This is a genomic window from Micromonospora sp. CNZ309 (genome assembly GCF_002846525.1).
The window spans coordinates 3052703-3066493 of sequence record NZ_PJNG01000001.1 but is presented as its reverse complement, the minus strand read 5'-3'; the positions used below and the strand labels follow the sequence as shown (position 1 = coordinate 3066493).

Here is a 13791-nt window from a genome sequence, read left to right as displayed (position 1 = left end):
TCGTTTATATCCATTCCGGTGGTTGCGGCAGGGGCCCGTCGGGGGTGACGGCCAGCATCGTGCCGGGGCTGCGGCCGATCAGCCAGGCGGCGATTTCGGGGGCGGCGCCGGTGACCGTGGGCGCGGTGGCCCGGTCGCCGACGACGAGTTCGTGCCGGCTGCCGTCGAAGCGCAGCACCATCGGCGGTACGTCCGTCCGGCCCGCGAGGTCGCCGGCCACCTCGTGCAGCAGCCGGTGGCCGAACGCCTCGGGCCAGTCGGCCGGCCGGTAGCCGGCGTCGAGGTCCACGTGGTGCACCTCGATCTCGCGCAGCCGGCCCCAGACCAGCATGGCCGCCGGCCACGGGCCGCGCCGCGTCTGGACGGTGGCCGCCCACGCCTCGACCGGCATCGCGGCGACGGCCTCGGTGAACCGGTCGGCCGAGCGGCGCAGGTCGTCCAGGTGGGCGTCGGGCGGGCGGGGCGCACCGGCCGCGATGTCGGCGTCCCGCGCCGTCGCGGAGGCGTACATCGGGATCGGCTCGCCGGTGCGCGCCGCGGTGAGCAGGTTGACGAAGCCGTCGGCGTTGCGGGCCAGGTGGGCCAGGACGTGCCCCCGGCTCCAGCGCGGTAGCAGCGACGCGGCGGCGAGGTCGGCGCCGTCGAAGGTGGCCGCGGTCCGCAACAGACGGTCCGTGGCCCCGTCCACCTCGCCCGTCAGCAGAAGCGGATCCATGGTCACCCACCGACCCTATCCGCCGGGCCGCCCCGCGTCGCCGGGGAAATCGCTTTCGGCGCGTCGCGGCACGTCCTACCGTCGGCGTCGAACGCGGCACCGGAACGGCGGGGGAGGTGGTGACCATGCCGGTAGCAGTACGCGTGCGTCAACCGCTCCGACACCGATGAGGATGCCATGACCATCGATCTGACCGCCCTCGGCTGGAACGCCGACTGGGCGGCACACGTACCGCGACGCGGTGGCCACCCGGGCCGGGTGGCCCGGGTGGACCGCGGGGTCTGCACCGTGCTCTGCGCGGACGGCCCCGTCCGCGCCACCCTGGGCGGGGCCGTCCTGGCTGCCGCCGCCCGCGACCTGACCCTGCTGCCCTGCGCGGGCGACTGGGTGCTGCTGGGCACCTGGCCCGACCGCAACGTCACCGTGGAGGCGGTGCTGCCCAGGCGTACCGCCCTCGTCCGGCGGACCGCCGGCAAGGACGCCAGCGGCCAGGTGCTGGCCGCCAACCTCGACGCCGCCGCCGTGGTGGAGCCCGTGCACCCCGAGCCGGACGTCGGCAGGATCGAGCGGCTGCTCTCCCTGGCGCACGAATCCGGCGCCCGGCCGTTGGTGGTGCTCACCAAGGCGGACCTGGCGGCCGACCCGCGGGCCGTGGCACGCCAGCTCGCCGGGGTCGCCCCCGGGGTGCCGGTGCTGGCCGTCAGCGCCGAGCACGGCACCGGGCTCGACCCGCTGCGCGCCGAGGTGGCTCCCGGTCGCACGCTCGGCCTGCTCGGGCCGTCCGGGGCCGGCAAGTCGAGCCTGGTCAACGCGCTGGCGGGGGCGGCGCTGATGCCCACCCAGGCGATCCGGCGCGTCGACGGCAAGGGCCGGCACACCACCACCTGGCGGGCGTTGCTGCCGGTGCCGGGCGGGGGCGCCGTGCTGGACACCCCGGGCGTACGGGCGGTCGGCCTGCTGGACGGCTCGGCGGGGCTGGACCGGGCGTTCGCCGACATCGCCGAGCTGGCCACCGGCTGCCGCTACGCCGACTGCGGGCACGACGGGGAGCCCGCCTGCGCGGTGCGCGAGGCGCTGGAGAGCGGCGAGCTGCCGACGCGGCGCTGGGAGAGCTGGCGCAAGCTCCAGCGGGAGTTGGCCTTCGAGAGCCGGCGGCGGGAGGTCCGGCTGGCCGCGCAGCGGCGTGGCGGCTGGCGCGCGGGCCGGCGGCGGGCGGCCCGCCCCTGACGGAGGTACGCACGGGCGGGACCGGTCGACCACCGGTCCCGCCCGTTTCCGCGGTCGCGACGGACCGGCTCTCCCGGGCGCGACGGACCGTTTCCGCGCGCGCCGTTTCCGCGCGCGCGACGGACCGCTTCCTCGCGCGCGCTTGCTCGCGCGCGACGGACCGCTTGCTCGCGCGCGGCGGACGGGCTTTCCCGGGCGTGCCGACCCCGGTCATTCGGGCGCGGCGGACCGGGCTGAGCTGGGGGAATGTGCCGGCGAGGGAAGTTGTCGTACCTCGGGGCTAGAGTTGCCGAGGCGCCTTTCTGCGCGCCCACAACCACTCAGACAACCGCTCAGACCAGCCTTGGAGCGGACATTTCCTCCTCATCTTCTTCACCCGGGAGTACACGGACAGTGGCCGACCGACTGATCATCCGTGGCGCGCGCGAGCACAACCTGCGCGACGTCAGTCTCGACCTGCCCCGGGACGCCCTGATCGTGTTCACGGGGCTCTCCGGGTCGGGCAAGTCGAGCCTGGCCTTCGACACGATCTTCGCCGAGGGGCAGCGCCGCTACGTCGAGTCGCTGTCGTCGTACGCGCGGCAGTTCCTCGGCCAGATGGACAAGCCGGACGTCGACTTCATCGAGGGTCTGAGCCCGGCGGTCTCCATCGACCAGAAGTCCACCTCGCGCAACCCGCGCTCGACGGTGGGCACCATCACCGAGGTCTACGACTACCTCCGGCTGCTCTTCGCCCGCATCGGCGAGCCGCACTGCCCGGTCTGCGGCGAGCGGATCTCCCGGCAGACCCCGCAGCAGATCGTCGACCGGGTCCTCGCGATGGCCGAGGGCACCAAGTTCATGGTGCTCTCGCCCGTGGTGCGCGGCCGCAAGGGCGAATACGTCGACCTGTTCGCCGAGCTCCAGGCCAAGGGCTACGCCCGGGCCCGGGTCGACGGCGTGGTGCACCCGCTGACCGAGCCGCCGAAGCTCAAGAAGCAGGAGAAGCACACCATCGAGGTGGTGATCGACCGGCTCACGGTCAAGCCGAGCGCCAAGCAGCGGCTGACCGACTCGGTCGAGGCCGCCCTGGGCCTGTCCAACGGCCTGGTCCTGCTCGACTTCGTCGACCTGCCGGAGGACGACCCGGAGCGCGAGCGGCGCTACTCCGAGCACCTGGCGTGCCCCAACGACCACCCGCTGGCGATCGAGGACCTGGAGCCCCGGGTCTTCTCCTTCAACGCGCCCTACGGCGCGTGTCCCGAGTGCACCGGCCTCGGCACCAAGAAGGAGGTCGACCCGGAGCTGGTGGTCCCCGACCCGGAGCGCACCCTGCGCGAGGGCGCGGTCCAGCCCTGGTCGACCGGGCACAACCTGGAATACTTCCTGCGCCTGCTGGAGGCCCTCGGCGCGGCCGAGCACTTCGACGTCGACACGCCGTGGCGGGCCCTGCCGTCGCGGGCGCAGAAGACGATCCTGCACGGCTCCGACGACCAGGTGCACGTGCGTTACCGCAACAAGTTCGGCCGCGAGCGCTCCTACTACACCGGCTTCGAGGGCGTGGTGCAGTGGATCGAGCGCCGGCACACCGACACCGAGTCGGAGTGGTCGCGGGAGAAGTACGAGGGCTACATGCGCGACGTGCCCTGCGCGGCCTGCGGTGGCGCCCGGCTCAAGCCCGAGGTGCTCGCGGTCACCCTGGCCGGCCGCAGCATCGCCGAGGTCTGCAACCTCTCCGTCGGGGAGGCCGCCGACCTGCTCGCCGGCATCGAGCTGACCGACCGGCAGAAGATGATCGCCGAGCGGGTGCTCAAGGAGATCAACGCCCGGCTGAAGTTCCTGCTCGACGTCGGTCTCGACTATCTGTCCCTGGACCGCCCGGCCGGCACCCTCTCCGGCGGCGAGGCGCAGCGCATCCGCCTGGCCACCCAGATCGGTTCCGGCCTGGTCGGGGTGCTCTACGTCCTCGACGAGCCGTCGATCGGGCTGCACCAGCGCGACAACCACCGGCTGATCGAGACCCTGGTCCGGCTGCGGGGCCTGGGCAACACGCTGATCGTGGTCGAGCACGACGAGGACACGATCCGCACCGCCGACTGGATCGTCGACATCGGCCCAGGCGCGGGTGAGCACGGCGGCAAGATCGTGCACAGCGGCTCCGTGCCGGCGCTGCTGGAGAACCCGGAGTCGGTGACCGGGGCCTACCTGTCGGGGCGCCGGTCGATCCCGACCCCCCAGGGGCGTCGCCCGCAGACCCCGGAGCGGGAACTGGTGGTGCACGGCGCGCGCGAGCACAACCTGCGCAACCTGACCGTGTCGTTCCCGCTGGGCCAGCTCATCGCCGTCACCGGGGTCAGCGGCTCCGGCAAGTCGACGCTGGTCAACGACATCCTCTACGCGGTGCTGGCCAACCAGATCAACGGCGCCCGGCTGGTCCCCGGCCGGCACACCCGGGTCTCGGGGCTGGAGCACGTCGACAAGGTGGTCGGCGTCGACCAGTCGCCGATCGGCCGTACGCCGCGCTCCAACCCGGCCACCTACACGGGGGTCTGGGACCACGTCCGCAAGCTCTTCGCCGAGACCACCGAGGCCAAGGTCCGGGGGTACGGCCCCGGTCGGTTCTCGTTCAACGTCAAGGGCGGTCGCTGCGAGGCGTGCTCCGGCGACGGCACGATCAAGATCGAGATGAACTTCCTGCCCGACGTGTACGTCCCCTGCGAGGTCTGCAAGGGCGCCCGCTACAACCGGGAGACCCTGGAGGTGCACTACAAGGGCAAGACCGTCTCCGACGTGCTGGAGATGCCGATCGAGGAGGCGGCCGAGTTCTTCTCCGCCATCCCGGCCATCCACCGGCACCTCAAGACGCTGGTCGACGTCGGCCTCGGCTACGTACGGCTCGGCCAGCCCGCGCCCACGCTCTCCGGCGGCGAGGCGCAGCGGGTCAAGCTCGCCTCCGAGTTGCAGAAGCGCTCGACGGGGCGGACGGTCTACGTCCTCGACGAGCCGACCACCGGCCTGCACTTCGAGGACATCCGCAAGCTGCTGATGGTGCTCGAAGGCCTGGTCGACAAGGGCAACACGGTGATCACCATCGAGCACAACCTCGACGTGATCAAGACGGCCGACTGGTTGATCGACATGGGTCCCGAGGGCGGCCACCGGGGCGGCACGGTGCTCGCCACCGGCACCCCCGAGGAGGTCGCCGAGGTGCCCGGCAGCCACACCGGCCAGTTCCTGCGGCAGGTGCTCAAGCTCGACGGCGAGGCGAAGGGCGCGGCGGCGGCCACCTCCCGGGCGGCCAAGGCCAACGGCACGAAGTCCCGCGCCCGCAAGGTGCCCGCCGGGGCGCGCTGACGGCGCGCTCCGCCCGGTCGGCCCCGGCCACCGGGCGCGGGCGGGATCGCTGACGGGGCCACCCGGCGGGCCGACGGCCCACCCGGGTGGCCCCGCGGTCGCCGATCGGGTGAACCGTCGGGCAGAGTGATCCGTGTACCCGAGTGTGGCCGCGGATCATGACCAGGCGGCGGCAGCCGAGAGAAGGGCGAGGCATGAGTGACGATCAGGGGCTGACCGGGCCGGCGACGCGGACGCGACGCGCCCTCCTCACGGGCGCGGGCGCCGTCGGCGCGGCGGTGGTCCTGGCCGCCTGCGGCAGCGACGACTCCGGCGACGGGGCGGCCCCGACCAGCGGCGGCCCGGCGGTGCCCAGCACCGGTGACGCCGGCGGCGGCGACCGCGAGGGCGCCCAGTCGCTGGCCCGTACGGCCGACATCCCGGTCGGCGGCGGCACCGTCTATCCCGCGCAGGGCGTGGTGATCACGCAGCCCCGCGAGGGCGAGTTCAAGGGGTTCGACTCCATCTGCACCCACCAGGGCTGCCCGGTGACGAACGTCGACGGCGGCACCATCAACTGCACCTGCCACTTCAGCAAGTTCTCGATCGAGGACGGCTCGGTGAAGGGCGGCCCGGCCACCAAGCCGCTCCCGCCGAAGAACGTGAAGGTCACCGGCGACCAGATCTCGCTGGCCTGACCGACGCAGCGGGGCCGCCGGTCCCGGCCCCATGGCCGCCGGCCCCGGTCACTCTGTCGTGGCGTTCGCGCCGGCCCTCGGCCGCTCGCCAGCCGCCCGCGGCGGGTCGCGCAGGGCGGCGGGCGGCAGGCGCCGTTCCAGCAGCAGGACGCCGACGACGCCGAGGGCGTTGAGCAGCGCCAGCGTCAGCCAGGGCGCGGCGGTGCCGACCTCGTACAGGGTGCCGAAGAAGGCCGGCGCGACCATCGAGGCGAGGGCGAACGAGTACTGGAAGGCCGCCAGGTAGCGGCCCCGGGCGGCGACCGGCGCGGCGGCGGCGGCCAGCGCGGCGGACGCCGGCGCGTGCACCACCTCCGCGACGGTGAACAGCAGCGTCGCCGCGACCAGCAGCGCGGCCACCACGCCGAGGCGCCCCGGACCGAGGGTGGCCATGGCGACTCCCCAGACCGTCCACAGGGCCGCCGCCAGCGCGACCGCGCGGGTGCGGCGGTGGCGCGGCAGGCGGGTGCCGACGGGCGCGGACAGCAGGGCGACGAGGAAGGCGTTGCCGGCCAGGACGGCGGAGGTCAGCCAGGCGGGACCCCGCAGGTCCGTGAGCATCACCGTCGGCAGGGCCAGGCCGAGCATCATGCTGCTCAGCGCGAAGACGGTGTTCAGGCCGATGAGGGCGAGGAACGGGCGGTCCCGGACCAGCGTCGCGTACCCGCCACGGCCGGATCCCGCCGGCCCACCGGCGGGCGGCGGGATGCGTACGCACGCGGCGATCAGCACCGCGGCGAGGGCGAAGCAGGCCGCCGCCGCGTAGGCCACCGCGCGGTAGGTCGCCGCCCGCCCGTCGGCCACCACCACCCCGGTGGTCAGGCCCCCGACCGCCAGCCCGGCGGTACGGGCGCCGTTGCTGATCGCGTACCAGGTGTCGCGGGTCCAGCCGCCCGGACTGCCGTCGGCGTGGTCGGCGACCGCCGTGAAGACGGTGGACCAGAAGAACCGCACGCCGACGGCGACCAGCGCCGCCGCCACGAAGACGCCGACGGGGCCCCGCACCCAGGCGTACGCCAGGTAGCCGGCCGCCTGGAGCAGTTGCGAGGCGACGACCACCGGCAGCGCCCCCACCCGGTCCGCCAGCGACCCCGCCCACAGCGGTACCGGCAGGGTGAGCACCGTGGCCGCGCTGAGCAGCACCCCGAGCAGCGCCAGGGGCACGTCGGTCAGCCGCAGGAAGTACACCAGCGACAGGGGCAGGAAGAGCCCGTTGCCGATGGAGTCGACGGTGAGCGCCGCCACGAGGACCGCGCCCCCTCGGCTGCGTCCCCCGGGGTGTGCGCCCATGTCCCCCGTGCCCCCTCGCGTCTGCCCGGCCAGGGGCGGATGCTAGCCGGGAGCGGCTCCGGCGGCACCGCAATAACCCGGGCCTGCGGCACTGCGACGACATGGGCTTCGGCGCCGCGACGACCCGGCCTCCGGCAGCCGCGACCACCCGGGGCGCCGGCGTGGGGGCGGCACCGGCGTCCCGGGGCCTGTCGGGGGCTCGGACTACGCTTGCTGGCGTGGCTGACCCCTCGACCTACCGTCCCGCGCCCGGCACCATCCCGGAGTCACCGGGGGTCTACCGGTTCCGCGACGGCACCGGCCGGGTGATCTACGTCGGCAAGGCGAAGAACCTGCGCAGCCGGCTCAACTCCTACTTCGCCGACCTGTGGGGCCTGCACCAGCGCACGCAGCAGATGGTCACCACCGCCGAGTCGGTGGACTGGGTCACCGTGGGCACCGAGGTCGAGGCGCTCCAGCTCGAATACACCTGGATCAAGCAGTACGACCCGCGCTTCAACGTCCGCTACCGCGACGACAAGTCCTACCCCTACCTCGCGGTCACCCTCGACGAGGAGTTCCCCCGGTTGCAGGTGATGCGGGGTGCCAAGCGCAAGGGGGTGCGCTACTTCGGGCCCTACTCGCACGCCTGGGCGATCCGCGAGACGCTCGACCTGCTGCTGCGGGTCTTCCCGGCGCGCACCTGCTCGGCCGGGGTGTTCAAGCGGGCCAGCCAGGTCGGCCGCCCCTGCCTGCTCGGCTACATCGGCAAGTGCTCGGCCCCCTGCGTCGGCAGCGTCACGCCCGAGCGGCACCGGGAGATCGTCGACGGCTTCTGCGACTTCATGGCCGGGCGCACCGACACGATGGTGCGCCGGCTGGAGCGGGAGATGACCGACGCCAGCGAGCAGTTGGAGTTCGAGCGGGCGGCCCGGTTGCGCGACGACGTGGCCGCGCTGCGCCGGGCCATGGAGAAGCAGACCGTCGTGCTCGGCGACGGCACCGACGCCGACGTGGTCGCGTTCGCCGACGATCCCCTCGAGGCGGCCGTGCAGGTCTTCCACGTCCGCGACGGCCGGGTCCGTGGCCAGCGCGGCTGGGTGGTGGAGAAGACCGAGGAGCTGAGCACGGGCGACCTGGTGCACCACTTCTGCACCCAGGTCTACGGCGGCGAGCAGGGCGAGGCCGACGTGCCCCGCGAGCTGCTCGTGCCGGCGCTGCCCGCCGACGCCGACGCCCTGGCCGACTGGCTCTCCGGTCACCGGGGCAGCCGGGTGAGCCTGCGGGTGCCGCAGCGCGGCGACAAACGGTCCCTGCTGGAGACGGTCGAGCGCAACGCCAAGGACGCCCTCGCCCGGCACAAGCTGCGCCGGGCCGGCGACCTGACCACCCGGAGCAAGGCGCTCGACGAGATCACCGAGGCGCTCGACATGCGCACCTCGCCGCTGCGCATCGAGTGTTTCGACATCTCGCAGATGCAGGGCACCGACGTGGTGGCGAGCATGGTCGTCTTCGAGGACGGGCTGCCGCGCAAGAGCGAATACCGGCGCTTCATCATCCGTGGCGCCACCGACGACCTCTCCGCGATGTCCGAGGTGCTGCGCCGCCGCTTCGCCCGCTACCTCGACGCCCGCGCCGAGACCGGCGAGGCGGGCGTCGAGCCGGCCGACGACCCGGTCGCCCCGGCCGGGCAGGCCGCGCCGGAGGACCTCGCTGCGCCGGCCGGCGACCCCGCCGCCCCGACGGGGCCCGACGAGCCCAGGGTCGGCGTTCTGATCGACCCGACCACCGGGCGGCCGCGCCGGTTCGCGTACCCGCCGCAGCTGGTGGTGGTCGACGGCGGTGCGCCGCAGGTCGCGGCGGCGGCCCAGGCCCTGGCGGAGCTGGGCGTCGACGACGTGGCGCTGTGCGGCCTGGCCAAGCGGCTGGAGGAGGTCTGGCTGCCCGACGACGAGTTCCCGGTCATCCTGCCGCGCACCTCGGAGGGGCTCTACCTGCTGCAACGGGTACGCGACGAGGCGCACCGCTTCGCCATCACCTTCCACCGGCAGCGGCGCTCCAAGCGGATGACCGAGTCGGCGCTGGACAGGGTGCCCGGCCTGGGGGAGGTGCGGCGCAAGGCGCTGCTGCGGCACTTCGGCTCGCTCAAGCGCCTCTCCGCCGCCACGGTGGAGGAGATCACCGAGGTTCCGGGCGTGGGCCGGCGCACCGCCGAGGCGATCCTCGCCGCGCTCGGCGGCGAGGCGAAGGCCCCGGCGGCGGACTGACCCCACCGCCCCGGCCCACGTGCGCCGAAGGCCGGCCGGCTGGCTCCGCCGGGTACCCCACCCGGCCACGTCGTTCCGGCGGCCACGTCGTTCCGGCGGCCACGTCGTTCCGGCGGCCACGTCGTTCCGCCGGGCGCTCGCCCCGCCGGGTGGTTCGGCCGGCCGGTGCTCACTCCGCCAGGACGGCCAGGATCTGCTCGCCGTACTTCGCGAGCTTGTTCTCGCCGACGCCGCTGACCGCGGACAGCTCGGCCAGCGACGTCGGCGCGTCGGTGGCGATCTGCCGCAGCGTGGCGTCGTGGAAGATCACGTACGCCGGGACGCCCTGCTCCTTCGCGGTGGCTCCCCGCCAGGCGCGCAGCCGCTCGAAGACCCCGGCGGCGGTCGGGGAGAGCTCGGCGACGACGGTGGCCGCCCCGCGCGGCTTGGCCGCCCGAGACGAGGCGACCTTCTCCGGCTCGCGGCGCATCATGACCGTGCGGCGGCGGCCCAGCACCTCGGCGCTGGCCTCGGTCAGGGCCAGCGTGCCGTAGTCGCCCTCGACGGCCAGCAGGCCCTCGGCCAGCAGTTGCCGCACCACGCCGCGCCACTCGGCCTCGCGCAGCTCGCTGCCGATGCCGAAGACGGTCAGCGAGTCGTGGCCGTACTGGGTGACCTTGTCCGTGGCGCGGCCGAGCAGGATGTCGACGCAGTGCCCCGCGCCGAAGCGCTGGTTGCGTTCCCGGTCGAGCCGGAAGACCGTGGAGAGCAGCTTCTGTGCCGCGACGGTGCCGTCCCAGGACTCCGGCGGGGTGAGGCAGGTGTCGCAGTTGCCGCAGGCGGCCATCGCCTTCTCGCCGAAGTAGTCGAGCAGTTGGCCGCGCCGGCACCGGACCGTCTCGCAGAGGGCGAGCATCGCGTCGAGGTGGGCCGCGAGGTTGCGCCGGTGCGCGAGGTCCCCGTCGGAGGTCTCGATCATCTTGCGCTGCTGCACCACGTCCTGGAGCCCGTACGCCAGCCAGGCGGTCGACGGCAGCCCGTCGCGCCCGGCGCGGCCCGTCTCCTGGTAGTAGCCCTCGACCGACTTCGGCAGGTCGAGGTGGGCGACGAAACGGACGTCGGGCTTGTCGATGCCCATGCCGAACGCGATGGTCGCCACCATCACCAGGCCGTCCTCGCGCAGGAAGCGCTGCTGGTTGCGGGCGCGGGTCGCCGCGTCCAGGCCCGCGTGGTAGGGCAGCGCGGAGACGCCGTTGGCGGCCAGGAAATCCGCCGTCTTCTCCACCGAGGCGCGCGAGAGGCAGTAGACGATGCCGGCGTCGCCGGGATGCTCGTCGCGCAGCAGGCTCAGCAGCTGCTTGCGCGGCTCGCGCTTGGGCACGATCCGGTACTGGATGTTGGGCCGGTCGAAGCTCGCCACGAAGTGCCGGGCGTCGGCGAGCTTGAGCCGGGTGGCGATCTCGTCGCGGGTCGCGCTGGTCGCGGTGGCGGTGAGCGCGATGCGGGGCACGTCCGGCCAGCGCTCGTGCAGCATCGACAGGGCGAGGTAGTCGGGGCGGAAGTCGTGCCCCCACTGCGACACGCAGTGCGCCTCGTCGATGGCGAACAGGGCGATGCGGCCCCGGTCGAGCAACTGCTGCACGCCCCGGGTGCCCAGCGCCTCGGGGGCGAGGTAGAGCAGGTCCAGCTCGCCGCCGACGAACGCCCGCTCCACGGTGCGGCGGGCGTCGAGATCCTGGGTGGAGTTGAGGAAGCCGGCCCGCACGCCGACCGCCGTCAGCGCGTCGACCTGGTCCTGCATCAGCGCGATCAGGGGGGAGACCACCACCGCCACGCCGTCGCGGACCAGCGCCGGGATCTGGTAGCACAGCGACTTGCCGCCGCCGGTGGGCATCAGGACCAGCGCGTCGCCGCCGGCCACCACGTGGTCGATGACCTCCTGCTGGAAGCCACGGAAGGCGTCGTAGCCGAAGACCCGGCGCAGCACCTCCAGGGCGGCGGAGGAGCGCAGGTCGGTGGGGGAAGCCATCCGGGGATTCTACGAACCTCCCCCGACAGCCGGTGCGGGCGAGCGGCCCGGGCGCGTCGGGCGGCCGGCACCGCGGGCGTACGACGGCCGGCCCGGCGTGGCGGGATAGAGTCGCTGATTGACCACGCGCGGCCGGGGGTGCCGGCCGCGGCGCCACGGCTTGGGGGTAGCGGGTGAGCGAGGCGCGTACGGCCGAGGAACGGAGCGTGACGGTGACCGGGCAGCACACACCGGCGGAGTCGGACACCACCCTGGTGGTGGTCACCGGTCTCTCCGGCGGCGGTCGCAGCACGGTGGCGAGGGCGTTGGAGAACGTCGGGTTCTACGTGGTGGACAACCTGCCCCAGGCGCTCATGCTCGACATGGCCGAGCTGGCGTTCAAGGCGGGCGGGGCGGCCCGGCGTACGGCGATGGTGCTGGACGTGCGCTCGCGCGCCTTCTCCACCGACCTGGCGGGGGCGATCCGGGAGCTGAAGGAGCGCGGCTTCTCGCCCCGGGTGGTCTTCGTCGACGCCGACGACGAGGTGCTGATCCGCCGGTTCGAGAGCGTCCGGCGCTCGCACCCGTTGCAGGGCGACGGGCGCCTCGCCGACGGCATCGCGGTCGAGCGCGGCCTGCTGGAGGAGGCCCGTGACCAGGCGGACGTGATCATCGACACCAGCCACCTGAACGTCAACCAGCTGCGTCGGCGCGTCGAGGAGCTCTTCGGCGGCGAGGACGCCCGCCGGCTGCGCGTCACCGTGCTCTCCTTCGGCTTCAAGTACGGCCTGCCGCCCGACGCCGACTTCGTGCTCGACGCCCGGTTCCTGCCCAATCCGTACTGGGTGCCGGAGCTGCGCGAGCACACCGGCCGCGAGGAGGCGGTCAGCTCGTACGTGCTCGGGCAGGAGGGCGCGGACGCCTTCGTCGGCGCGTACGCGGACCTGGTCAACGCCACCACCGTCGGCTTCGAGCGGGAGGGCAAGCGCTACCTGACCGTGGCGGTCGGCTGCACGGGCGGCAAGCACCGCAGCGTGGCCATCGCCGAGGAGCTGGCGGCCCGGCTGCGCCACTCGGGTCTGGCCGCCAACGCCCAGCACCGCGACCTGGGGCGCGAGTGACGGCGACGCGCGTGGTCGCGTTCGGCGGCGGGCACGGCCTGTCCGCCTCGCTGCGTGCCCTGCGCCGCTGCGCCCCGGAGCTGGACCTGGACATCACGGCGGTGGTCACCGTCGGCGACGACGGCGGCTCCAGCGGCCGGCTGCGCGCGGAGCGGGGCGGCCTGCCCCCGGGCGACCTGCGGCAGGCGCTGGTCGCGCTGGCCGGGGACCACCCGGCCACCCGGCGCAGTGCCAAGCTCTTCCAGCACCGCTTCGCCGAGGTGCCGCCGCCCGCCCACGGCCCGACTCCCGCCGGGGACGGATCGGCGGGGCGCCTTGCGGTCTCCGGTGACGGGCGGGCCCCTTCCGGTCCGGAGCCGGCCGGAGTCGCCGCAGGGACGGCCGGCGGGGTCGGCGGAGGACGCGCGGGTGCCGGTGCGACCGGACGGCCGGGTGACGGCGACGGCGGGCTGGCCGGGCACGCGGTGGGCAACCTGGTGCTGTGCGGGCTGATGGAGCTGCTCGGCGACCCGGTGGCCGCCCTGGAGCACGCGGGCGCGATGCTCGGCGCGGTGGGCCGGGTGCTGCCGATGTCGTGCGAGCCGGTGGGGATCGAGGCGCGGGTGCGCGGCGCCGATCCGCGCCGGCCGGACGAGGTGCGTACGGTCACCGGACAGCACCAGGTCGCGGTGACCACCGGCCGGGTGGAGTCGTTGCGGCTCACCCCGGTAGCGCCGGAGGCCTGCCCGCAGGCGGTCGCCGCGATCGGCGCGGCCGACTGGCTGATCTTCGGGCCGGGCAGCTGGTACACGAGCGTGCTGCCGCACCTGCTGGTGCCGCAGCTCGCCGCCGCCGTCGTCGCCAGCCCGGCGCGGCGGCTCGTCACGTTGAACCTCGCCGCCGAGAAGGAGACCTCCGGGCTCTCCCAGGCCGACCACCTGGCCGCGCTGCGCGCGTACCTGCCGGAGCTGAGGGTCGACCGTGTGGTCGCCGATTCCAAGGCGGCGGGTGACCCCGAACCGGTCGAACGTGCGGCAGAATCGCTGGGTGCCCGCCTGGTCCTCGCTCCCGTCGCGGTCACCGACGGCACTCCCCGTCATGATCCGGCCGCCCTGGGCGCCGCACTGGTGCCTGTCCTGGGCGCCGATCGTTAGACACGTACGTAATCTCCGGCGAC

The 13791-nt window shown here is 74.1% G+C and carries 9 protein-coding genes; 6 read left to right on the top strand and 3 right to left on the bottom strand.

Annotated elements, in window-relative coordinates; translation table 11 throughout:
- Window positions 1-4 precede the first annotated feature (4 nt).
- Window positions 5-721 carry a maleylpyruvate isomerase family mycothiol-dependent enzyme gene (locus CLT72_RS12240; RefSeq protein ID WP_101411688.1) on the bottom strand — a complete coding sequence of 239 codons (717 nt, stop codon included), beginning with the start codon at window positions 719-721 and terminating at the stop codon, window positions 5-7.
- A gap of 171 nt (window positions 722-892) precedes the next feature.
- Here CLT72_RS12240 and rsgA point away from each other — a divergent pair, with 171 nt between their 5' ends.
- From rsgA to CLT72_RS12225, 3 genes are all read left to right on the top strand, one after another.
- The gene (gene rsgA, locus CLT72_RS12235) at window positions 893-1942 is read left to right on the top strand and encodes a ribosome small subunit-dependent GTPase A (RefSeq protein ID WP_101411686.1); all 1050 of its coding nucleotides are present in this window, start codon (window positions 893-895) and stop codon (window positions 1940-1942) included.
- A 393-nt stretch (window positions 1943-2335) separates the two neighbouring features.
- Complete coding sequence (uvrA, locus tag CLT72_RS12230) at window positions 2336-5275, top strand: excinuclease ABC subunit UvrA (RefSeq protein WP_088999350.1); 2940 nt, start codon at window positions 2336-2338, stop codon at window positions 5273-5275.
- A 194-nt stretch (window positions 5276-5469) separates the two neighbouring features.
- Complete coding sequence (locus tag CLT72_RS12225; protein WP_088999351.1) at window positions 5470-5952, top strand: Rieske (2Fe-2S) protein; 483 nt, start codon at window positions 5470-5472, stop codon at window positions 5950-5952.
- A gap of 48 nt (window positions 5953-6000) precedes the next feature.
- Here CLT72_RS12225 and CLT72_RS12220 read toward each other — a convergent pair whose 3' ends face one another.
- Window positions 6001-7281 (bottom strand): MFS transporter, encoded by a 1281-nt coding sequence (locus CLT72_RS12220; RefSeq protein ID WP_101411684.1) that lies wholly within the window; start codon window positions 7279-7281, stop codon window positions 6001-6003.
- A 218-nt stretch (window positions 7282-7499) separates the two neighbouring features.
- On the opposite strand from CLT72_RS12220, the gene uvrC reads away from it, so the two are divergent.
- A complete protein-coding gene (uvrC, locus tag CLT72_RS12215; RefSeq protein ID WP_101411682.1) occupies window positions 7500-9527 on the top strand; it encodes an excinuclease ABC subunit UvrC in 2028 nt (675 codons plus the stop codon).
- A gap of 169 nt (window positions 9528-9696) precedes the next feature.
- On the opposite strand, the gene recQ is transcribed toward uvrC, so the two are convergent.
- Window positions 9697-11535: a DNA helicase RecQ gene (recQ, locus tag CLT72_RS12210; RefSeq protein WP_101411680.1), complete on the bottom strand. Its 1839-nt coding sequence runs from the start codon at window positions 11533-11535 to the stop codon at window positions 9697-9699.
- Between the two features lie 212 nt (window positions 11536-11747).
- On the opposite strand from recQ, the gene rapZ reads away from it, so the two are divergent.
- Together rapZ and CLT72_RS12200 are read left to right on the top strand one after the other, a co-directional pair.
- Window positions 11748-12635 (top strand): RNase adapter RapZ, encoded by an 888-nt coding sequence (gene rapZ / locus CLT72_RS12205; RefSeq protein WP_101415117.1) that lies wholly within the window; start codon window positions 11748-11750, stop codon window positions 12633-12635.
- Complete coding sequence (locus tag CLT72_RS12200; protein ID WP_101411678.1) at window positions 12632-13768, top strand: gluconeogenesis factor YvcK family protein; 1137 nt, start codon at window positions 12632-12634, stop codon at window positions 13766-13768. Before rapZ ends, CLT72_RS12200 begins: the two co-directional genes overlap by 4 nt.
- The last annotated feature ends 23 nt before the right edge of the window (window positions 13769-13791 follow it).

Bases quoted from the DNA above. Each gene is read 5' to 3' on its own strand.
- CLT72_RS12220 (WP_101411684.1), bottom strand. From the start codon at position 7,281: ATGGGCGCACACCCCGGGGGACGCAGCCGAGGGGGCGCGGTCCTCGTG.
- recQ (WP_101411680.1), bottom strand. From the start codon at position 11,535: ATGGCTTCCCCCACCGACCTGCGCTCCTCCGCCGCCCTGGAGGTGCTG.
- CLT72_RS12225 (WP_088999351.1), top strand. From the start codon at position 5,470: ATGAGTGACGATCAGGGGCTGACCGGGCCGGCGACGCGGACGCGACGC.
- rsgA (WP_101411686.1), top strand. From the start codon at position 893: ATGACCATCGATCTGACCGCCCTCGGCTGGAACGCCGACTGGGCGGCA.